At 39.4% G+C, this 22,986-nt stretch carries 19 protein-coding genes and 1 pseudogene; 13 read left to right on the top strand and 7 right to left on the bottom strand.

The features are described from left to right. Window positions 1-35: 35 nt before the first annotated feature. Window positions 36-293 (top strand): hypothetical protein, encoded by a 258-nt coding sequence (locus tag BLV33_RS15630; RefSeq protein ID WP_090793557.1) that lies wholly within the window; start codon window positions 36-38, stop codon window positions 291-293. Window positions 294-337: 44 nt separating this feature from the next. Here the strand turns inward: BLV33_RS15630 and BLV33_RS15625 are convergent, their stop codons facing one another. Together BLV33_RS15625 and BLV33_RS30125 are read right to left on the bottom strand one after the other, a co-directional pair. Then, entirely contained in the window at window positions 338-850 is a 513-nt protein-coding gene (locus BLV33_RS15625; RefSeq protein WP_090793555.1) for an NUMOD3 domain-containing DNA-binding protein, read from the bottom strand. A 287-nt stretch (window positions 851-1,137) separates the two neighbouring features. Further along, window positions 1,138-1,266: pseudogene (locus tag BLV33_RS30125) on the bottom strand (IS1595 family transposase); the annotation flags it as partial. A 303-nt stretch (window positions 1,267-1,569) separates the two neighbouring features. On the opposite strand from BLV33_RS30125, the gene BLV33_RS15620 reads away from it, so the two are divergent. Continuing rightward, window positions 1,570-5,478 carry an S-layer homology domain-containing protein gene (locus BLV33_RS15620; protein ID WP_171909175.1) on the top strand — a complete coding sequence of 1,303 codons (3,909 nt, stop codon included), beginning with the start codon at window positions 1,570-1,572 and terminating at the stop codon, window positions 5,476-5,478. Between the two features lie 538 nt (window positions 5,479-6,016). On the opposite strand, the gene BLV33_RS29685 is transcribed toward BLV33_RS15620, so the two are convergent. After that, the gene (locus BLV33_RS29685) at window positions 6,017-6,832 is read right to left on the bottom strand and encodes a phytoene desaturase family protein (protein ID WP_366414857.1); all 816 of its coding nucleotides are present in this window, start codon (window positions 6,830-6,832) and stop codon (window positions 6,017-6,019) included. 300 nt (window positions 6,833-7,132) lie between these two features. On the opposite strand from BLV33_RS29685, the gene BLV33_RS15605 reads away from it, so the two are divergent. Continuing rightward, a complete protein-coding gene (locus BLV33_RS15605; protein ID WP_090793543.1) occupies window positions 7,133-7,693 on the top strand; it encodes a recombinase family protein in 561 nt (186 codons plus the stop codon). 391 nt (window positions 7,694-8,084) lie between these two features. Next, the gene (locus BLV33_RS15600) at window positions 8,085-8,717 is read left to right on the top strand and encodes a GyrI-like domain-containing protein (RefSeq protein WP_090793539.1); all 633 of its coding nucleotides are present in this window, start codon (window positions 8,085-8,087) and stop codon (window positions 8,715-8,717) included. Window positions 8,718-9,203: 486 nt separating this feature from the next. On the opposite strand, the gene BLV33_RS15590 is transcribed toward BLV33_RS15600, so the two are convergent. Then, window positions 9,204-10,100 (bottom strand): transposase, encoded by an 897-nt coding sequence (locus BLV33_RS15590; protein WP_216234786.1) that lies wholly within the window; start codon window positions 10,098-10,100, stop codon window positions 9,204-9,206. Between the two features lie 289 nt (window positions 10,101-10,389). Between BLV33_RS15590 and BLV33_RS15585 the strand changes: the two genes are divergently transcribed. Both BLV33_RS15585 and BLV33_RS30825 read left to right on the top strand, forming a co-directional pair. Next, window positions 10,390-10,707, top strand: coding sequence for a ribonuclease H family protein (locus BLV33_RS15585; protein ID WP_090793531.1), 318 nt, complete (start codon window positions 10,390-10,392; stop codon window positions 10,705-10,707). A 300-nt stretch (window positions 10,708-11,007) separates the two neighbouring features. Beyond that, the gene (locus BLV33_RS30825; RefSeq protein WP_090793524.1) at window positions 11,008-11,373 is read left to right on the top strand and encodes a phospholipase D-like domain-containing protein; all 366 of its coding nucleotides are present in this window, start codon (window positions 11,008-11,010) and stop codon (window positions 11,371-11,373) included. 434 nt (window positions 11,374-11,807) lie between these two features. On the opposite strand, the gene BLV33_RS15570 is transcribed toward BLV33_RS30825, so the two are convergent. Both BLV33_RS15570 and BLV33_RS15565 read right to left on the bottom strand, forming a co-directional pair. Continuing rightward, a complete protein-coding gene (locus BLV33_RS15570; RefSeq protein ID WP_139305757.1) occupies window positions 11,808-12,509 on the bottom strand; it encodes a hypothetical protein in 702 nt (233 codons plus the stop codon). 13 nt (window positions 12,510-12,522) lie between these two features. Next, window positions 12,523-13,389 (bottom strand): class I SAM-dependent methyltransferase, encoded by an 867-nt coding sequence (locus tag BLV33_RS15565; protein ID WP_171909174.1) that lies wholly within the window; start codon window positions 13,387-13,389, stop codon window positions 12,523-12,525. A 707-nt stretch (window positions 13,390-14,096) separates the two neighbouring features. On the opposite strand from BLV33_RS15565, the gene BLV33_RS28840 reads away from it, so the two are divergent. The 6 genes from BLV33_RS28840 to BLV33_RS15540 all read left to right on the top strand — a co-directional run bounded on the left by BLV33_RS28840 (window position 14,097) and on the right by BLV33_RS15540 (window position 19,715). Then, window positions 14,097-14,261: an ATP-dependent DNA ligase gene (locus BLV33_RS28840; RefSeq protein ID WP_366414819.1), complete on the top strand. Its 165-nt coding sequence runs from the start codon at window positions 14,097-14,099 to the stop codon at window positions 14,259-14,261. 329 nt (window positions 14,262-14,590) lie between these two features. Beyond that, a complete protein-coding gene (locus BLV33_RS15560) occupies window positions 14,591-15,940 on the top strand; it encodes an NAD(P)/FAD-dependent oxidoreductase (RefSeq protein ID WP_090793510.1) in 1,350 nt (449 codons plus the stop codon). A 371-nt stretch (window positions 15,941-16,311) separates the two neighbouring features. Next, window positions 16,312-16,395, top strand: a complete 84-nt coding sequence (locus BLV33_RS28835) for a hypothetical protein (RefSeq protein ID WP_139305838.1) — start codon at window positions 16,312-16,314, stop codon at window positions 16,393-16,395. 972 nt (window positions 16,396-17,367) lie between these two features. Then, window positions 17,368-18,684 carry an FtsK/SpoIIIE domain-containing protein gene (locus tag BLV33_RS15550; RefSeq protein ID WP_090793503.1) on the top strand — a complete coding sequence of 439 codons (1,317 nt, stop codon included), beginning with the start codon at window positions 17,368-17,370 and terminating at the stop codon, window positions 18,682-18,684. Continuing rightward, a complete protein-coding gene (locus BLV33_RS15545; RefSeq protein ID WP_090793499.1) occupies window positions 18,617-19,225 on the top strand; it encodes a replication-relaxation family protein in 609 nt (202 codons plus the stop codon). Before BLV33_RS15550 ends, BLV33_RS15545 begins: the two co-directional genes overlap by 68 nt. A 244-nt stretch (window positions 19,226-19,469) precedes the next feature. Beyond that, window positions 19,470-19,715 carry a hypothetical protein gene (locus BLV33_RS15540; protein WP_253187242.1) on the top strand — a complete coding sequence of 82 codons (246 nt, stop codon included), beginning with the start codon at window positions 19,470-19,472 and terminating at the stop codon, window positions 19,713-19,715. Window positions 19,716-19,857: 142 nt separating this feature from the next. On the opposite strand, the gene BLV33_RS15535 is transcribed toward BLV33_RS15540, so the two are convergent. Continuing rightward, window positions 19,858-20,169: a hypothetical protein gene (locus BLV33_RS15535; RefSeq protein WP_090793490.1), complete on the bottom strand. Its 312-nt coding sequence runs from the start codon at window positions 20,167-20,169 to the stop codon at window positions 19,858-19,860. Between the two features lie 1,137 nt (window positions 20,170-21,306). Between BLV33_RS15535 and BLV33_RS15530 the strand changes: the two genes are divergently transcribed. Continuing rightward, window positions 21,307-22,773 carry a C39 family peptidase gene (locus BLV33_RS15530; RefSeq protein ID WP_090793487.1) on the top strand — a complete coding sequence of 489 codons (1,467 nt, stop codon included), beginning with the start codon at window positions 21,307-21,309 and terminating at the stop codon, window positions 22,771-22,773. Window positions 22,774-22,986: the final 213 nt, after the last annotated feature.

The raw sequence follows: 22,986 nt of genomic DNA, 5'->3' as shown, positions 1-22,986 counted from the left end.
GAGCTTGATGCAAAAGTCTAAGGAGGGTAAAACCAATGAAACAAATGATTAACGCTATCGGGGCAAAGCTTCAGGAGAAAGGAAGATGCCCCTATGATTCTAGTTGTCCCTTTGGACGTGGTAACCGTTGTGCGGCCGATAAACTCGAACTGGGAAAAAAAGTACAAGCAATTATTGATAAAATAAACGCGCAGCCAAATTGCATGGTTACCTTTAATACAATGAATCCTAGTCCATGGGAATGCGAGAATGTTTGGACAGTTCGTTTTGTTGATCCGGATGAAGAGGACTGATCCAGGTTGGCGTTTGCTTGCTCTGCCCTTCTTTCATTAATGAATTACTTATTTATAAAATTCAATATTGATTGACGGGCCCATCCTTCATTTACTTCAATCTCTGGAATCCGTAAGATTGCAAATCCCATTCCTTGAATCCATTTAGTGTTGCGTAAGTCTTTTCTGATTTGTTTTTCTGTCCTATGCCAATAAGCTCCGTCAACTTCAATAAATCCTTGATTGGCGGGTAAATAAAAGTCTGGAATGCAAAAACTGAGCCCTCTATGCCGCTCGTACGGGATGAATAACTCCTCCAGAATGGACGCCACTTTATGCTCAAGTTTGGAACCCTTCCAAGCTGCTTTTTCTAGACCTTTCAACTTTCGCCGGCGTTGATCTGGATCTTTCCATTGATTGGTTGTTATTATAGATATCTTTTGTCTAGTTTGAGGGGAGAGTTTACGTCCGGACATGATACGTGATAACAAAGCTTTAGTGTGCTCAGTAATAATAGAACCCTTTTTAGACATTGACATTTTCTGCAAACTTTCTGCGCTGTGTTTTTTTCCATACACTGATGTAGCACACCTGGTCGACCAACCTTACGTTTATGTTCTTCAGTTAGTACACGGCCTCTGCCAGCAGCGGATATTTTCGCTCTAGTGAAAGCCGAGTGAGGGAGGCGATTCCTCATCTTTTCTTGAAAAATTGGATCTTTCCGCCACGCTCTGCGGATTTCGCTGAACGAGGTTTACATGAGCACTACGAGGAAAAATCGTTACGAATCGCACGTTTGGAGGAAACATTGCAGCAAGAAAATGAAAATGAATCGTTAAACATACTTCGGGCATCCCTTTTTGTCCAGCGATAATGCCACGAGCACGGGAGTTTGTTCGGTGCCGCGTCCACGTTTCCCGCCTTCCGTGGGCGCTCCGAAAAAAGCGTCGTCAAGCTCTACGATGCCAGCAAGCGTGTAGGAGGAATCCCGTTCTCGCCAATAGGCCTCGATTCTCTATGTCAGTAGAAAATCAAGGCCTTTTTCAGTGACCTTAAACAATGATGTGGTATTTTTTGGAAAAAAATTAAGTAAAAGGGTGTAAAATTAATGTAGATTTGATACATTTTGAATCACAAAATGTTACAATATGTATCAAGTGATAGATGTGTGTGTATTGCCTTATTGAATTTTCTAAAAAGTGGAGTGAATCTCAAATGGATGATTAATAGGATTCTTTAAATTTGATTTCTTGCCTTTTAAAAAACTGTATTGGAAAAGAAGGGTGGAAAAAGATCAGTGTTTTCTAAGTCGAAACTTATTGTAGTAGTATTATTATTTTTCACTTTGAATTTTAATACGTATGTGTCAGCAGGAGAATTAATAAAGTTTAAGGACATAGGTAATCATTGGGCCAAATCCCAAATTGAAAAGTGGATGGAACAAGGGAAGGTATCTGGTTATGATGATGGTACTTTTAGACCAGATAAAGCAATAAGTCGTGCTGAGATCGTAACTATTCTAAATAACTTTTTAGAAATAAAAAATACCACCAATAAAAAAAGTAGTTTTGTTGATGTGCAGTTGTCAGATTGGTATTACGAAAATATTGCTCTAGCAGAAGGTTTAGGGTACATCTCAGGATATTCTGGAAATATCTTCAAACCTAATAATATTATTACTCGTGCGGAAGTTGCAAGCATCCTAGATAAATTATTGAAATTGGGAAAAATAACTAGTTCTAAACCCAGCCAAAGCAATCATGTTGATGTAAAAAACTTTGGTGATATAGATCAGATCCCTTTATGGGCGTTTAGTAGTGTAGATAATGTAATTAAAAATGGCTTAATGCAAGGATATCCGGACAATACATTTGGGGCCGAACGACCAATAACCCGTGCTGAGGCTATTACAGTATTTGACAACATTTTTTCTCAAAAAAATAATGATATCCCAACACCGACCTCACCGTCTCCTACAACACCTACTAGCAGTGATAGCAGCAACGGAGGTGAAGGTGATACTACCCCCCCAATAGTTCAAATTACATCTCCTACAGTTACTGGCACTACTTACACGGTCAGTACACCAACGATTACTGTTTCGGGGACTGCTTGGGATAACATATCCGTGGACGGTGTAGCTTATAGTCTCACTGTTTCAGGAGTTACTTATAAGCAAGGTACGGCAATTGGTACAACGAATTGGTCAGTTCCTGATTTACAGCTTCAACAGGGGAATAATGTTGTTACCATAACAGCTAAAGATTTATCAGGAAATACAACCTCAAAATCAATAAGCATTATTTACACACCAACAAGTATCATTATTGATACACTAGCACCAATAGTTCAAATTACATCTCCTACAGTTACTGGCACTACTTACACGGTCAGTACACCAACGATTACTGTTTCGGGGACTGCTTGGGATAACGTAACCGTGGACAGTGTAGCTTATAGTCTCACTGTTTCAGGAGTTACTTATAAGCAAGGTACGGCATTTGGTACAACGAATTGGTCAGTTCCTGATTTACAGCTTCAACCAAATTTAAATATTCTTAATATAAGCGCAAAAGACCCGTCCGGGAATAGTACTAATAAATCAATAACTATTTATTATGTACAGGATGGAGATTCTCCTTTTATTCAAATTTTTGATCAAGCTAAGGTTGTAACTAAATCTAATTTAACAGTAACTGGAATGGTGTATGATACTTTACCAATAACAAAAGTTTCTTATGAACTACAAGTTACTGGTTTAAATAATGCTACATATCGGGGGATAGCAGAAGGAACAAATAAATGGTCAATACCAAATTTAGAACTCCAGCCAGGAAATAATTTAATTGGTGTTACGGCTGTAGACTCCATTGGGGATACTTTTACCGATTCTATCACTATAACTTATGATGATGGAATAAAACGCCCACAAGTAATCAATAACCCTTCTTTGAATTTTAGTGTTTCATTTTCTGCCACGGGTGTTGCGTCTGATACCACTGCAGTTGTACCGGCTGATATTACCCAATATCTAGGGGGATCACAGGGGGTATTCGGACAAATAGAGTTTAATACTAGATCGCAGTTCGATACGGCAACACTTGTTTTTAATTATGATCCTTCATTATTACAGAATACAAATCCAAAGGATTTAAGGATCTTCTTTTATAATACTAAAACAGGGAAGCCTGAGCTTTTAAATAATGAAACTGTTGATCCTATAAATCATACCGTATCTGCAACCACAACCCATAATTCGATTTATATTCTTGGGGATATAAACACATGGGCAAATAATTGGTTAAAGAACACGTATAGGTCTACAAAGTTAGATTTAGTTTTTGTTATCGATAGCACAGGCAGTATGCAATGGAACGATCCTAATAGATACCGTGTTTCAGGAACAAAGGATGTAATTGATAAGTTAGGTTCAGAAGATCGTGCTGCAATATTTAAATTCACCCAATATGCCACTCTTTTAAAAGAGTTTACTAATGATAAAGACTCACTTAAAAATGCGACTGATCAGATTGATGCAAATGGAGGCACAAACATTAATGCGGGGGTCAGGGCAGGACTTGAGTTAATAAAAAAAGATGGTAGAATTGATGCAACCAAATACATAATTTTATTAACTGACGGTTCCAATGATCCCCCGGCTCCTTTTGATAGCACTTTACTTGATTTAGCGAAAAGCTTAGGAGTGAAAATTCATTCAATTGGATTGGGTAATTCTGTTGACACCACCTTCCTAAAAAATATCTCTGATACTACAGGCGGAGATTTTTACCTTTCAAAGGATGCTCAACAACTTAGTGATATATTCAAAAAAACAGGTGGGAAAATCAATGTTGATCCTCATCCTGTACAATATAAACCCGCAATTGTTCTTATTCATGGTATAAATTCAGATTCAAATGCTTGGGGAGCAAAGACTTGGGTTAACAACAGTAATAACGCGGCTCAAGGTTATTCCATGCTTCAACCTATTCATGATAAGGGTGATACGGGGACCTTTATACAAGATACAAGTAACTCATTTACACGTAAGACATATCAAAAAGGAACAACAATATCGCTTGAACAACCCGATGCTCATTTTATTGATGAGACTAAAATTGATCCCAATAGATTAGTTAATTATTTATTTAAACAAGGTTATAAGCCAAACAATAACTTGTTCGTATTCGATTGGGAGGCAAATGATCATATTTATGACGCAGCTAAAAAATTAGATGCATTTCTACAAAATATTTCAAAGTTCTTAAATGAGAAATCTGAAGTGAATATATGGAAGGATGGTCGTCCTCAATTTATTTTAGTAGGTCATAGTGCAGGTGGTCTTGTTTCTCGAATGTATACTGAAAACTTCATGGAGACAGATCCTAATAAAGCACATATTGAGAAACTAATCACTTTAGATACCCCCCACTGGGGGTCACAACTTGCTAATAATCCTGGTCCATGTCAGTCTGTTCTTGGGGATTTAAATCGTAATCAGAGTTATTTGTATTATAATGATAAAGATCCGAGTACGGGACATGTTGGATGTCGTCCTTGGGCAACATTAGGTGATCAAGTTCATGACGAACTCGATAAATTTCATAATTCGAAATCATATCAGTTAATTATGAAAATTAAGCCAGAATACAAGAAAATAGAAGAGGAGTATCTAGGAATTGTACCACCACGAGTAAAAGATATGAACACAGAACAATTAAAGGATTTAAACTGGAGTGAAGAGGAATACTACCGCGGTGTTTCCCTGAACCCCAAATATCACCAGACAACAAAATATTATGCAGTAGGAGCCTTCACTTACGATTATACTGAGTTTGGTTGGAACTGGACGACCAGAAAATTCGTTAACTACCAACCTGTTGTTATCCCAGTAGATCCAAAGATCAAAACAGATGGTCAAATTAAAGATTTTGTTAAAGAGTCAATAAAAAATAACGTAGATAAGAGATATCATTTATTTGTAGATGATCCAACTAGCGAGTTGTTTTTTGGTGATAACATTGTAACGATTGGAAGTCAATTTGGTATTCCATCTGATGCTCAAAGAAATAAAGAAAAAACAGTTGATTCTATTAAATTTAATGACCGGGCGTTAATAATTGGTCGAAATAAAGAAGTATGGCATTCCAAAATTGAATACGTAAGACAAGTATTCGACAAGATACTTAGTTGGATAAACCAATAAAACAATACTACTTTTTAGAGGGGGTGGCCCCCCTCTTTTCTTTATAATGTGGTATTTTTAATGTTTTAAAATTAAACAGCATTGAGGTGAAATGCAATTGCAATATATGAATTATTTAATTTATGTAATTATTTTATTACCTATTTTTTATACGCTTTTATACAATAAAAAGTCTTTTATTTTCTTTTGTTTATCGCTCATATTTTATTTACTTTTTGATAAAATCCCTAACCTACTACTTGAAGTGCCCGAAGATACTATGGTTAAATTTTTAATCCTTACTGGTATTGCTGTGCCCTCTTTCGTTATAGGAGCAATTTTTTATATTATTGGTACAATACTATTAGTAGTTGGTATCATAAAGATCAAGAAAAAATCCATTCATTAATTGGTTTGATTTCGGTCAAGTAACCCGGGGGAATTTCACCCCCAGTTTCTCACAGAGAACCGAACGTGAAAGTCTTTTATCCGTTTAGTCTAATCTCACAACTGCAAACTGACCTTATTTCGCCTGAAATTTTTATGGCTGTTATTATCACTAACCGTGCGACAGCAGCTTGTAGCCCGATCCTCCGTTGATTCCGTGACCCGGCCATGTTGCCGCGCCCAGCATAAACAGGTTAGGCACCTCCGTCCGATGGCTAGGTTGTGCTGGAAGCGGCCGGAACAGGTAGCTCTGTGCCAAATCATGCGCGCCACCGTACGGATCGCCTGGACCCGAGTTGGGGTTATAACGTGCAATCGTATCGGGAGTTATAACCGCGTGGCCGATAACCGCGCTTGGGATATTAGGGATATGTTTGGTTACGATTGATAGCACACGTTCTGTGAAACGCTCGGTAAGATCCGGGGTCCAAGTGCCGTCGCCAACATCGATTTGACCGGCAGCATCGCCGCGTGGACGGTACGGTACTTCAAGGACTTGAACACGCATTACGGCCTTGCCTGCCGGCGCGCGAGTCGAATCGAGATTAGTGGAGCAGTCCACCGTAAAGGTCGGCTTGGCCGGAAGCAAATCCGACATCCCTTGCGCAATCGCCACCGTGAAACCGTCTAGCCCATCCGTCAAATGCGGCTGACCAACCTTGACAAAGCGTGCATCCGGCCAGCGAGGTGGCTCGTTAAGCGCGAGGTGAATTTGTACGCAGCCTCGACCATAGCGGAACTGCTTTGCTTGCGCAAGCAGACGAAAGCTGACTTCAGCATTCGCCAACAGCGAGAGGTAGAGCTGGTCCGGTCCGGTTGAGGCGACGACCGCCTGCTTGACATGAAATTCCTCGCCTTCTGATGTCAACACGCCGACGGCATGTCCGTGCTTCACGACAATACGCTGGGCTTTCGTATGGGTGCGGATGGTTCCACCCTGGTCTTGAACCAGCCGCGCTAGGGCCTGCGCAATGGCGTTGATGGGCGGCGGGATGCTGATACCTGAAACTGAAATCCTGCTTCGTGAAGTGTATGAGCTGTTGAAAAAGCACTTCGACGGCGGCGCGGCTTAGCAAGTGTGAGGACGTTCTCCAGACCGGGGAGCGTCTTTTCTGCTTATATCGGTGTCTCAACTCAAAAAGATTTGACACCAATCAGTCGTTAACGTAGAATAAAGGCATCAGTCGGTGTCAATACTTAGTGTCATATTAGAGAGGGGAATTTACATATGATTTACGGCTATGCGAGGGTATCGGGATTAGGGCAAGACTTGGAGTTGCAGATTGGGGAGTTGAAAGCGGCAAACGCCGAAACGATATATAGCGAGAAGATAACAGGTACTCATAAGGATCGTCCCGAGCTTCAACGTCTTCTGGCGGATCTCAAACGCGGCGATACGCTTATGGTGACGAAGTTAGACCGTTTCGCACGTACAGCGGTCGATGGTATGACAATGGTTAAAGACCTTTTAAAACGAGGAGTACGCGTTCACATATTGAATATGGGAGTACTAGAGGACACGCCAATAGGTCGGGCTATGCTCGCCGTGTTTGCAGCTATGGCCGAGTTTGAACGGGACATGATCGTAGAGCGTACGCAGGCAGGAAAGGCATTAGCTAGGACTAAGGAAGGCTTCACAGAAGGCAGACCCAAAACATACACAGAGAAGCAGCTTAACCACGCGGTAGGGCTGTTAGATAGTAACTCGTACAATGAAGTAGCTGCAATTACTGGAATTAGTAAATCTACGTTGATCCGTGAGGTTAGAAAGCGGAAGCCGTTCACCTGACCCCCACCCACCAAGCTGTTTCATGCGCATGTTAAGGATTTTTCTGTCCAAGGAGTGACAAAAGTGACGGTTGTGACACTGTTTATTCTATATTTACTGTTGTTTCTCTTATATAAAAACCTTAATTTCAATGTCACATGTGTCACTTCTGTCATCATATCGATATCGGTGTGAATCCCACATTAGGCTTCATCAAAATATGAACAGAACCTATTGACCAACACTAGCCTATGGGGTTAGCGCCTTTTTCGTTGGCTCTGTTAAACTTTGTTGTTGATTTTCTTATTGAAGTAACAAGCAGTTATGTTGAATTATTCATTTCATAAAAATCAATGGTGTAATATAATAGGTGTGGATAAAAATACCATATTTCTTCGAGAGGAGCAATGGCTTGAACATTTCACAAATTAAACAAATTACTCATGATAATCGCAAGTTATATCCTCAAGTTTACGCAGTAAAACCTGGATCTGTACACATTCAGCAAATTCCTAATTTGCAATATGTATCACAGGAAATGAATACATCTTTCCATATGGATTGGACAGGACACCCTCAACCTCTAGATGAACAGTGGGTTGTATGGAAAATTGTGAATCAGGTAAAGCGAATTTCGAAGGGGTCATTGGATTACAAGTTTAAACTGATGCCGCCCGAAATCATCTGGCAAGATTCAAATGAGAATAATAGATATTCGGTTAGCCATATGATGCAAGTCCCAGATTGTATAACTGTGGAAATATTTGAAGAAGCGAAAGCTTGTGTGCAAAGGAATTTACGAAACAAAATCCCTCAAATTAAGTTTATAAGTGCAAATTCTGCTTTGTGTGCACAAAAACTCCATGTTGGACATTATCGTGATACGCACCTAACCCTTCAAGAAATAAATAATTTTGCTAAGGAGCAAGGATACAAAGTCAAGGGGAACCGCAGAGAAATTTACCTTACTCCTGCGATGGCGGACATTTATCCACCTGAATCGTGGAAAACGATTGTTAGAGTAGAAATCGAAAAGTTGAACTAACGGAAACGAGTGGAATAGCGGTTGCTTTTGCAGTGAATTAACCGCCTGATAAGGCGGTTTTTCTTTTGGTCAAAAATCAACAATCAAGGATAACAGAGCCTTTTCGTTAAATCCGCTCCCACGTTCCGTATATATCCTGATAACCACTCACCAATTTCCTCCTGGCACGCAGCCAACGTATAGCTCAATGAGAGGCCTGTTAACCAACGGTTTATTCCCATAGAGCTCCTGTAATCCTCGTTCAGCAAACGTTAATACTGACGGTAACAAAACAGATTTGCGGATCAATAGGCGTCCCTCGACAGATAGGAGCGGTGAGTTGTTGCCGGTTAGCATCTGCATTTATGGTCCAACCTCCAATTTTTACGAATATATGTTCGTATTATACTGAAGGGGAAGGGGGGGGCAAGCTGTCTTTAACTGGCAGGTCGGAACAAGAAAAAAGGATCTGCCGTTAAGCAAACCCCTTATATTGATCCTTATGAACTAGACTAGTCCTATCCCTATTTCCGAATCTGGCTGTTCCGTTTTCTCCGTCTCGGATGCTTGGATCTCAGCCTGTTCTATTTTTCGTTCGATGTCCCGAATCCCGCGCATGCTTTTTTTGAGTTCCATTTTTAACTTGCGATCGGCGTCGACAATGGGTTTGGCTATGTCCTTCAGATAGTGGTACTGACAGTATTGGTAAGGCACATCCGGTAACAAGGTCTCAAATGCCAGCCGAATGGATTTTTGCCCGTCACTTACAATACCTACAATTGGATAGCCCAGCTTCAGGATGGGTTCAATGAGTGTCTTCAGTTCTTCTGCCGTTCCGCTCTTCATGTTTTGTGCAGCGAGTACCGTGCCGCTGAATACTTCGCGTAGGACATATAGAGTTTCATTCCCTTTCTCAGGCTGAACGCCATCCATCGATAAGATGACGCCGCCATTTTGTTCGGTAGTCTCTGCAAGCACTTTGTTTACATGATCATCCAAACTCGCCGAAAGCAACGTCTGATAGCGTTCGTACAAATTTTGAGCATGCCTTTCACTCGTTGGAATACCTCGTTCATTCAACGCATCAGCAACTTCTTTAACTGTTCGATGCTGCTTAAAGCGCAGTTCTCCAACGAGAGCAAGCACATCATATCCATATGAGGAATGCTTCATGCTAAGCATCTCAGCTTCAGCAGATTTATACGCAACTCCTGTATGTGTACAATCTAGATTTTTGCAAGCATAAGCCATACTCCATGCATGGATGATTCCGTTTGTTGTGACAATCTTTTTCTCCCATGCTGTATGGGTTCTCCGCAATTTTGACTCACAGTGCGGACATTTTTTAAACTCAGGTCTGAAGTAAACTCTGGGCGCAGCACCCAATCTATTTTTCTCAAGCATTAAGGTCATCTCCTACAATAAATTCTAACCTTTATACTTTCGATAAAAGATTGGAAATTCCTGCTAGTCAATCTTGCTGTCGTAGTTTTAAAACAGAAAAAGGACACTTGAAAAACTAGTGTCCTCTTCAACGTCCAATTGGGGAGTTTATTGAATTTTGTTCGTCACCATTACAAGCTCATTTGTTTTTCCGCCGAGCTTGTTGACAACACTTTCTAAACCAATAGGATAACCAACTACACTACATACGAAATATTTTATTGAAAATACGCCTGGAATGTATAGATGTTTGCTAATTGACGAGGAGAGCAACAAATATAGAATTATCGAATCAATTGAATATTTAAAAACATCACCAAATCGGGCAATAATAATGGGAGTTATTGAAGGTTTAAAAACCTTGAAATATCCATGTGATGTTAAGATCTATTCAAAGATACCGATTGGTGTTAAACGAAAAATGTATAAAAAAAATAAAGGCCCGAATGGGGACCTTTTGGAGGAATTAAGAATTATTATTGAACATTCCCACCATCATATCGATTTTATAGTAGATATCCCACAAGTTGAGACATACGTGAGTAAATATATTTTATTGCGTTCGTAAGTTTCATAAAATTCACCACCCAATATCACCAAAAGTCCGAAGCGCTTACGTTTGGATCAACCTGACGGAGCGTTTTTATTATTATCGATCGAGTTGTGTTTTTCTCGGTAGTTTGGATCCCCACAAAGCTCCGTTCGTTTCTTCCGCAGCCTTTAGAGGAGATGTCATCTATCAGGATCGAGGCTTGTTCCGTTTGAAAGAATATACGTTCCCATGGCATACTATGTTTATAAATTTAAAGGAGATGCAACATGCGAAAATCACTTGGACTTATCATAATGTTGGTCATATTAATGATTACTGGGCTGTGGTTCTTCTTCTAAGTCTGGTTTACCACAAACTGCTACCCAACCAACTTCAGTTGTAAAGCAAGTTGGAGATGAGTATTACTTTACCCAAGCTAACCAGCATCCGGAGAAAGCTCTTATCGACGTTATCAACTCATCAAAACAAACGCTTGATATTGCGATTTACAGTCTGACTCATCCAGATATCGTGTCCGCTATCAAAGAAGCCAATAAGAGGGGGGTGGCCATTCGTATAATCAGTGATAAGATTCAATCCGCTGGTAAGACGCTTTTACATATGTCATTAAAACACCAGAAGAATGCGCTAATTTTGCCCGTTATGGAACTGAAAGCTCGGCTGATCAACTGGCGCAACTGATCCGCAAAAATAACGGAGAACTATAGTGAAGGAGATTCTTTCGAACAATCCATGGTCATTAAAAGCATTGATCGAGTAGAAGCTGCTACCATAAGTGCCGAAAATCACAATCTAAAGAAAATTAGATTTTGTATCTTTTTTTCTTTTTAGTCCACTCATTAACCATGTTGTCCATTTTTAGTATGTGTTTCTTTCCAATAGTGAGCCCATAAATAAGTAGTATAATAATTGATATCTCAAATAATCCTATTGTTTTTGTTTTCTTGAAACTCATAACCATTAAAGCTAAATGAGGCACCCATCCAGTCAATAAAGCAATAACAGTAAAAATAATAAAAATCTTTTTTGACTCTATCCAATAGCGGGCATAAAACATGAGAAAAGTAAAAATCCAAGCTAATATTTCGGAAATGAATAATATAATCCATTTATATTTAAGTAGTAAATCCATAAATAGCCTCTGTTTCATTGTTATTATGCATGAACCAATCAAATCTTTCCTTATGTTCAATGCCATATTCCACATCAATCATTGAAGGAATAAATTTTGATCCATTACTATAAGTGACGGCTTCTCCTAGTTTAATAATAGGCACTTTATAAAATTTTAGTGTCCTAAAAAATATGGACTCAATTAAGGCTAGATAATATTTCACATTGTTTTTTTCGGCAAAATGAAAAAGCAAATTTAAAATACGATCTAATATTTTTTGACCATTATACTCTTTTGAAATAGAAACTTTATCGATTTCACAGCATAAATTCCTGTTTCGTTTAACAATTTCATTTTCGGAAAAACAAAACCAATCTTCAATAGTCGATGTTTTTTTGAAATTTTTCTTTTCTGGGTTATAGTGGACTATCTCAATAGTTGCAGCTGGTAAATTACAATCATTCAAGATAATAAAACGGGTTGCTATTCCTTGATATGGCTCTATATCGTATCCTTTATTAGACCAATTTTCCATCCAAATTCGATTAAATATTTCCATATCTTCATCACTTTTTACTATTCGATACAATTGGCGTTCCTCCAAATTTGATGAAATTACGGTGGTTTTTAATAATTCTTTATAGATGATTTTCACAGTAACAGAGATTAATGAGTTTTTGACATTAAGGATGCGGTTACTCATTTATGCGAGGCACTCATACCACTAAGGGTTTAGTACCAGTTGTCACAATTGCCTCAGCAGTGAGAATTACTCTACGACTCTGAAACATATTAAATAGAGTTTCTAAAAAGTCTTTCCGAATTAATTCGCTTATATTTGACTGGAGGTCCTTAATAATTTTTACCATAGGTCCGCCTACGGTTGTTATAATTTCCCACATTTCTTCTGGGCTTTCTGCTATCATTACTGGACAATCAAACTTATGTACCTCAATATCTTGAAATCCAATACCTTTAAACAATTTCTTATGTATCTCAGAAGTCGACAATGCAAAAAGTCCAGGCGCCTTGGGGTCAGGTGTAGGCAAATTTACATACTTGCCGATAACTTGACCAGGTAATGTAAACGCAGGACTGTTTTGGGGGAGTCCCCAGGAACTTATTGTTATGCGACCCTCTTTTTTCGTCGCTGAAGCCATTGCTTGCAAGGCAAGTTGAGGATTGGGCATAAACATAAGTCCGTGGCGGCATGTAATCAAATCAAAGCACTCATTAGAGACACCAAGTTCAAGCTCATTCTTTATCGTTCTAAAATTGGCATTACTAACATCGTGTTCCTTTGCCCAGGAAAGTGCACCTTTAACCATAGCTTCTGCAATATCTAAACCTAAGACAGAACCATCAAGTCCAACGATATCAGCTATAGTAAAAGCTGGGTCGCCTACTCCACAAGCTAAATCTAATACTTGAGCCCCAGGTCTAACTCTAGACAACTTGACTATATGCTCTGTGATAGGTCTAGTTGGACTACTAACTTCTTCTCTCTTGTTTATCCAGCCTTCCGAAGCTGCTGTCCATTGTTCGCGTTGTTGATTACGAATATCCTCGTCTCTATTTCCCATACATTGCTCCTTATACATTCTTTTTTTGAATACTCTAAAAATTATATCAAGTCAAAATTTGAGCAAACTATTTCCTCAAGACAATCTCGAAGATGTAAGAAAGTCTATTGATCTAGTTACAAATTTGTTAACCGTATTATTCATTCCACTGAATATCCATACGAGCATTGATTGTCCCCTTGAAGTAAACCCTTAGTTGTCAGTGCCTGTTGAACCGTTTTTACCGCGGATACATTATTTTTAGCGCCAATAAGAATTCAGAACCTTGGTATCAGGAACTTGCCCAAATGCAGTTTTAGCCATGAGTAAGGATAAAAATAGTAAAATTGCTATATAACACTAACGTTTCATACGGCTCCCCATAGTTTAGCATTCAATTATAATATCAGATGTAATATATATATCACAATAGATGGGATGTCGAAATGAATTAAAAATTACCAAATTTTTTTCTAATTTTACTCAGAGAGGGAGTTTTAAAAAGATTCATGAGTTCCGTCTCCAATATCGTAACGAGTCATCAGTTCATCCATGGTCACCACAATCGTAAATCTACCACACATATGTTCCCTTCCTACTGGAAGTATACCATTTTTCTTACTATTACCCCTTGTAATCCCTCTAATTACCACTAAAAGAATAAGGCACCTTTTTTTTACAATTAATACAGGTGTTGCCTCAATGTTTATTCCTCCAATGTTACTCGAATGAGCGACGCACCGTTTGATGATCCTGCATTTTTATTCGAACCAAAGATAGATGGCCATAGATTAATAATGACATGTAATGATGGCGAGACAAGGCTTTTTAGCAGACATAACATTGAATGCACCCGAAAGTATCCGGAACTAAACGTGGAGCGTACGCACTAAAGTCGGTCAGGCAGCTTCCCTCGCTAGAGGACGAAACGGAGGTTGCCCGAAGACGGACGCCTAAGAAGGTAACGAAGGGCATTAAAGCTATACGATGCCCCAGCCATGATGTAAAATTGATTTAAAACATTAACATCAAGCAGGATAAAACGTTACAAAAGAACACAAACGAATATGAAAAACCTTGATTCTAGAAGTTTAAAGACACTATAACAGAAGGTGTAATAATGAGGTTTGTTCCCACACACGGTGCATGTTTTCTTCTGTTTTAACTGTGACGGCTTCAGAGTATAATTTATAGATACGTTCTGAAAGGCGGATGTACTTAAATGTTTCAAAGGGGAAAAGCAATTGTCATAGGTGGAGGAATTGCAGGGAAATTAACAGCACGTGTGCTTTCTGAATTCTTCCAAGAGGTAGTCATATTAGAAAGTGATAAAGAACTAAAGGGCCCAATGTCTAGAAAAGGAGCACCCCAAGGTAAACACTTGCATGCACTTCTTCATGCAGGTGAATACGGGCTTGAGTCACTATACCCAGGTATTACAAATAAGATGCTCTCTAGTGGTGCTATAAAAATAGACTCCACAAAAGATTTAGCATGGTTTCACCATGGGGTTTGGAAGCTTCGGTACGGTGGCGAATATACATCGATTCTTCAAACTCGCCCACATTTGGAGTGGCATATCGAACAATGTACAAAGGAAATTCCAAATGTTTCATTTCGCTATAATCAAATCGTGGCAAATTATTTAATTAACAAAGAAGGGCATCAAATTTATGGAGTGGAAGTAAAAGATTCCGATTCCAAAATAGAAGCTATATCAGCAGATCTCATAATAGATGCAAGTGGGGTAAGTAGTTTTTCTTCAAGGTGGTTAGGACAAAACGGATATATCATCCCAGAGGAAAAAGTTCATATTGGTTTAACATATGTTAGCAAGCTTTATAATCTACCTGAAAATAAAAGACGAGATTGGTATATTAAATTAATATATCCGAATCCTTCACAAGAAAAAATTGGTGGAACAATATCAAGAATTGAAGGAAATAGTTATATCTGTACGCTGATTGGCTACCAGAACGAAATTCAGGAAACGGAAATAGCAGCAGAAAATGGATTCTTAAAATTGTCCCAAAAGTTACCTGCACTAGACATATATAATGAACTTAAGGAAGGAGTTGCTTTATCTGAGGAATCAATCTATAAAGTACCACATATTGCATGGAAACGTTTAGATAAGGTGAAAAATCTACCCAACGGATTATTATTAATAGGTGATGCGGTGTGTCGAATTGATCCTGTATTTGGTCAAGGGATGAGCATTGCCGTATTACAGGTATTAGCTCTACAAAAACAATTTCAAATGGGAAAAGATACCTCCTTACCGAAAATAATTACATCTTCTCAAAAAAAATTTGCGCAAATTATTTACCCAGTATGGAACATGGTTATTTCAGAAGACTATCGCTTTCCTGATATGAAAGGTCAAAAACCACTAGGGCTTTCCATCAAGCAATGGTTTGTAAAAAAAATATATCTATTATCCTCCCATGATCAACGAGTTTACAGCTCTTTTATTAAGGTCATGAATTTAGTTCAACCTGCTACTATACTATTCCATCCCTCTGTCATATTAAAAGTAATAAAACAGGCAATTTTTAAAAAAGGGAACTGATACCTGCGCATTTACAATATAAGCGCGAATATTACCACCCTTAATTTCATCTTTGTTCGTAGTAGGAACGTGTTCCCAGGAATTAGAATACGGAGAAGTAACAGTGGAAATCAAAAGTCCCTCTGCAATTGAATGCAAAGGGACTTTTTGTATATAAAATCTTCAAATTGAAAACGAAAAATCAGCAACATTCCTAGATGAAGAAACTGGCGAACTGGAACCCTTTTGACTAAATGTTGACTTGTGAACTTGTTGATTTGTTTTTTAGTTTAGCAGTAACAGTTTGGTTACTAATCATCCGAAGAATTATTTCAATAAAAATCAAAAACTATAAACCAAAGTTGATTTGCCCATTTTAATTCCATGTCGATATGTTCAAGCATCTTGAACTACCTCAATGGTTTCGTGTCGTCATAGGCTTCGTTCAGTTAGTCGGAGCCGTAGGACTCAGTTGAAAAAGATGAACAAGAGAAAGCACCTCTTGCAGTGTACTGTCAAGTTATTATTTGTGCGAAATACAAGTGTCATCCTAAATTGCATTTCAAACCATAACTTTTGTTTATCATATTAACTCGTTTTAAGTCCACAAAACCCGAATTTCCTCAAGAAATGCTCAGATGACCAAACGTGTGACCACGGCTAAATTCCTAGATCATATTGTTTCCAGAATAAACAAACAACGCTCGGAAACCCAAGCGTTGCGCGTTTTGTTTATGGTGTAGCCAAGGGACATGTTGAAGTCCTGATTTAACTTGCTGACGAAGCTTATTCGACGAGGACAACCTTAGAACTGCTGGTCATATGGCAACCTCCCTGACTCGATTGCCTTCATTTTCTCATGCAGATCCGTGTCATTGAAGGTGGGAAGGGTTTGACGCTTACGGCGTTATCCTTCAGAATAGCGTCTTTTGCGTTTAAGACCAGAAGTCACTTTTATTTACATTCTTGCCCGTTAGTTCTCGCGCTGCCATTAATAGTAAGGTAATTGTACTATTCCGTGGCTTATACGATGGGTCTGCACACACGTCTGAAATAGTATCACGGTTAAGGCCGGTAACCTTCGCAACATCCTCCTGCTTAACGTTATTCCTATCGAGAAATTCTCCGTAAGTAGACCGTCTTTTACCAAGTCCGAACATTTGTTATGTCACTCCTTTATAACATCAGCATGGACAAGTCTAGCGAAAATAATACGGATATATTTCGGAGTATTCCGAATAATGACCAAGCGTGCGGACGTATTATTGATATCAGAGACGGAACATTCCATAGTAGATTCCGATTGAGGATTCCAGTCGATATTCCACCGCGGATACTATGGAGGAATATTCCGCATCTAATCGGATGGTGATTTACCACGGATTCTGAGACTTCCGTAGCAAAGAAACTATCCTATCGGATATCTAAGGAAAGGGGTGGCGTTGTTTATGATTCTGGAGGTAGCATCGAGTGCAGTCATGGCGGGCGTCTTTGGTTACACGATTTTCGATAAACACGGAGCGTCTGAATCTGTCAAGATTCAGCGCATTGCGAACAATTGTGGGCTCAATGTTAGGGATAATGGAAAAGTTCTGACTATCCATTTACTCCGGAAGACGCGACACATATGGGGAACAGAATACGCTTACCGGTTACCATTAGGGTTATCGTTCGAGGACGTGCAGAAGAAGAAGAAGCATATTGAGGACGGACTGAATCACAAGCGCCGGTTGCTGGAACTGACACTTGATGATTTAAAGAAGCTGCATCTGCGTGGTGATATTTTAGAGCAAATCAAAGGACTGTTGAAAGGCCAGAAACATCGCAAGGAAATCCTGATGGAATACGACGGCACGCTGCTGATAAAGGTCTATAAGGAGCCAATGCCAGAGATGGTGCAGTATGATGGCAGCACCTTACGATCCTGTCGAGGCTGGACGGTAAGCCTCGGAGAATCACGGGAGGAATCCGTACATCATGACTTTGACCAGATACCACATATGGTTGTCGCTGGTACAACGCGATACGGAAAGTCGGTGTTCCTAAAAAATGTAGTGACGACACTCATTTACAACAAACCAGATGATGTTCGTTTCACTTTAATTGATCTGAAGGGTGGGCTCGCTTTCAATCGCTTTTCCAACGTCCGACAAGTCCTAGGGGTCGCTAAAGACGTTGAAGAGTCCTTGGAGGCGCTAAGGGCTATTCACACGGAAATAAAGCTAAGGCAAACTGAGTTCTTAAGAAAAGGCTTCGAGGATGTACGAGAGGCTGGATTCAAGAAGAGGCATTTCGTTGTGATAGATGAGGCCGCTGAGCTTGCGAGTCAAGGAGAACCGGATAAACAAGTAAAGAAGCTAAAGATCGAGTGTGAGAAGATTGTTTCGGAAATCGCAAGAATCGGAGGTGGGCTTGGCTATAGATTAATCTTTGCTACGCAATACCCTACCGCCGACACGCTTCCACGTCAGGTGAAACAGAACTTCGACGCTCGGCTCTGCTTTCGGCTGCAGACTGAAATCGCTAGTCATGTTGTACTCGATGAACCAGGAGCTGAGAGCCTTCCGTTTGTCAAAGGCCGCGCTATATACCGAACAGACCGAAAGCAGATCGTCCAGACTCCGTTCATTGAGAACGAGTTCATAGATCGGACCATCCGGCCACACATCACGATTAAGGGGCGGAAGGAGGATGGGGATGAGACAGGTCCAGCAAAGGAAGCTACAGCGCGAGGAAGCCATACTCTCATCATTGAAGAAGCTTGACTACTTGAGTCGTGGGCAGATACAACAACTGCATGATCTAGGCGGCGATAGGAATGCTCGTAGGGTCCTTGCCAATCTAAGTGACTTTGTATCCAATTTCCGAGGGGAGAGTGGGGAAAGCATCTTCTATTTAAATCGAGCCGGCAGAGAACGAGTGGGTGCAGAGGTTGTAAGGCAAAAGACAAATCAGGTCAATCACTTTCTAATGCGTAATGATTTCTATATCCGGTTCCGTCCTGAAGATTGGAAAAACGAAATGAAGATGAGCGTAAAAGATGTGGTCACAGTTATTCCAGACGCTTATTTTCGGTATGAGATGAGGCGCCACTTTTTAGAGGTAGATCACCTACAGCACATGCATAAGAATCGAGAAAAAATCGAGAAATACAAAAAGCTGAAAGAAACCGGAGCTTTTCAGGAGAAACTAAAATATTTTCCTCGCTTGGTTTGGGTGACTATGACGGAAAGCAGAAAGAAGCAACTGCTCGAGTGGTCCGTGGGGCTTGAAGCTGTCGTTTATACTTGGGAAGAAATTCGATAGGAGGGGTTTTAAATGCAAGTATCGATCGGTGCAAATTGTTGGGATGGAATGCACAGGAAACAACTGAGCGAAGAGGAATGTTGCAGCCGGAATCTTGAAACAAACTGAGCATCAACGCTGGGAACGGGCTATAAAGTCCGCTATGAGTTATACAATCCCATTTGGGATAATGGCAACGAGTCTCTTACAATTTGGCTCCCCAGCTTCCGCACATACTCTAGGAGAACCCGTAGATGTGGCAGCTATGGCGGTACCAGGAGTAGTCAAAGAAAAGATTCTGCATGCATTCGATCCCCTTATTGATTTAGCTATCTCTCTTTCCTATCCCATAGCAGGAGTCATGATAGCAGGGGGGTGCCTTTTCGTGATGACCGGTAACCGTGAGAAAGGCATGCAGATGCTTCAGAACGCTGCTATAGGATATATCCTCGTTCAGCTATCCCCAATGCTTCTGAATCTGTTGGTTGGAGTTGGAGGGACAGTATCCTGATTTGTGAAAAAGCTTCATTCCGACTTTGTTGGTGTACATGATTTTGTTTCTGGATTAAGTCGCTTTAACCTGGCCCTCTTTCCTGTAATGGGATTGAGGGCTTATTTTTGTTTATGTAGAGATTAAGGGAATGGCTATTGTTTTATTTTAGTTTATTAGTTACAACGATTAAATGTGCAAACTTTCCACCAAGGGTATTATTAACTTCTGTTCGACCAATAGGATAACCTGTTATGATAACCTGTTGGTTCATTTGAATATCACCGCTCGGCACCAAACTTAAAAAATCAACAATAGTACCATCAACGCACTCGATAACTATTTCAGATGCAATTCCACTTTTTCCAAGAGCACTATCAGGGGGGTAGTCGTCAACGACTCCGACAGTTCCTTTAAATGAAATTGATTTGCCGTAATAATTCCAAGGGGTTTTAACTACTTTTCCAGGACCCACGGCATCACAGATGGGGACATTTTTTTACAAAGCACATGCAATAATTTTGGGATTAGTTACGATGAAGCGCTAAAGAATTTACGTCCGCTGAGGCTGCTAGGAAAGAAGAGATAACTATGACAATTCAAAATATTCGTGTGAAAGATAACAAAAAATATAGTCAGCTTTAACGATGCTGTTATGGGAGATAAGTTATTGGCGGTTTTGAATACCCTATAATTTTTTGCCCTTAACTCGAAATCCAAACAAATTTTCACAACCGCGCGGACATGTATCTTGTTCATCAAAAGTCCAGTCATCATAGAAGTAATATCCTTTAGCCCTCCATAACGCACCGCATTTAGGGCATTTGAATGGGTCTACATCAGGATCGTTAGATTGTATGATATTTATTCTAAGAATTTAAAAATATATCCATATATTAACACAAATAATGTTGAATAATTTCATTGAATCGTATAAGATTAGTCCATGTTCTTTAAAAAGAACACTAAATAATCTTATGGGGGAGTCTATTGAATGCTAAAAAGTTTAACATCACAAATGAGAGTACGTTAACACTTGGTTGATATTTCTTCCCAAGCATTTTTCAGCATTTCGTAATAATATTCAATATTGCTCATAAATATTAATTTTCTCCAATTATTAACCCATTAATATGGAACTATTTTCAAGTATAATCTTTAGGTGAGTCTTAAGAACTATTTTAACAACTACAAAATCACCCTTTAATATGGAACTATTTTCAAGTATAATCTTTAGTTGAGTCTTAAGAACTATTTTAACAACTACAAAATCTTAGGAGGGCAAACATGGAATCAGTAAAGGGAATCGCTCTGGCTTCGGGAGAAAAGGTCATCAGATTGTACGAAGCAAGGATACAGAGCGTATGATCCGTGAACTGGGTGCGCTTGTGCTGGATATTCAGGCTCTTGGCGGCTCCGGTAAATATGGTCTGGTATAAATGGGAATTGCGCAGTTGCCTTGACTGTTACCGAACCATCCAGGCTTGGAACTCCGAATTCGAGATCATATTCCGTACGAATTGACATCCGATGCCCTAGTTTTTGGAGAAAGGGGTGTATCATCATCGATTATTGTTCTCTGAAAAGAAACTGACAAAAAAGAGCTCTATAAATGGGGATGAAGATGTTAAACAAAGCATTTTATATTAAAATATTTATTCTTATCTTTATTCATTTTTTTTGTTATTCTGCCAATACTTATGCTGACGACAACGTAAAGACTACTAATCTGGCCAGGGGAGAAGAGTTATCATTACTAATTGGTAGTAATTTGACGGTAACAAACAATACCTATAAGAAGAACGAAGTCCAAAAATTAAATTTAGATGACAATGAAATTGTTCCGTTTATCGAACAAAGCGTTACCTATGTTCCTCTTAGAAATATTGCAGAAAGCTTCGGTGCAAGTATCAAGTGGGACGATAAAAAACAATTAATTGAGCTGACAAAAGAGCTAAAAACAATCCAACTGAAGCTGAATAGTGACGAAATGCGCGTACAAGACAAACTGATTACCATGCCTGGTCGCACAAAAATGATTCATAATCTAATGTTTATTCCAATAAGAAGTTTGGCAGAAGCCTTGGGTTACAACGTTCAGTTTGATCAGAGTGGTTTAATCAGTATAAGAAATAGTGAAAAGGCATTAACCACTGAGGATATTCAAAGACGGCTTCATCTACTGAAATATGGATTACCGTATTTGGTTTATCAAAATGATAAATTTTTAGACGGCTTCCTTACAATTGAGGATGCCATTATGTATGCCCATCTTTGGGATCATACCTACGTTAAGCATTACGGGGAAGTAGTATCGGACAGTAGTCACCCTTTTAAGGTGTACAAGAGCACTCATTTCCTTGCTGATTTTATAACTTCAGCGGATGCTATTGCTTACGCAAAGCAATACTCTAATAGTTCAGTTTTTTTGCGTGAATATAGCAATTTAGTTTGGAGTAGTAATAGTATCTTGGCTAATTCTATTCGATTGGATGTTCCCCTGATCCTACAAAAACCGGAATTATATAATGGTTGTGAAGTGACTTCCTTAACTATGTTATTAAATTATGCGGGTATTGACGTAGATAAAGAGAGTCTAGCAAATCAAATCGCGAAAGATCCAACCCCTTATCAGAAGGTAGAGGGGACGATTTATTGGGGTGATCCCAACACGGGGTTTGTAGGAGATATCTATGGCGGGGGAGTAGGGGGATATGGAGTTTATCACGGACCTGTATTCGATCTGGAAGAAAAATATTTGCCGAATAGTGCGGTGGATCTGACAGGCGCTGAATTTGACGATATTCTGTTTATGCTGAATGAAGGAAGTCCTGTATGGGTTATTACAAACACAGGTTACGAGCCATTGCCTGAAGATTCTTTCCAAATCATGCAGACGCCTAATGGTCCTGTTTCAATTACGTTCAAAGAACATTCTGTACTAATCACGGGCTACGATGATACTTATGTCTATATTAATGACCCTTTGAATCTCCAAACAAAAGTACCGAAAGATATGTTTAAGATGGCATGGGAACAGATGGGGAAACAAGCGATCACATATATAAATAAAGAATAGAATCCGTCCAAAAATTGTTGTAAAGCCTACCTTTCTGAATCTGGGTGTTACCGAATTGAAACACGGTCCAGAGTATGTATGTTCAGTTTTTGCCTTGACCCAAATTCTAATGCGTCATACCGCACCTGGCGGAGGTAGCTCAATCTAAAGATTCACCTAAAATATTAATAATTTTTACCAAAGTAGATGGGATTTTTTGTAATTCAATGATAT

The organism is Paenibacillus sp. GP183 (assembly GCF_900104695.1).
Classification (GTDB): domain Bacteria; phylum Bacillota; class Bacilli; order Paenibacillales; family NBRC-103111; genus Paenibacillus_AI.
This window is presented reverse-complemented; position numbering and strand designations above follow the sequence as displayed.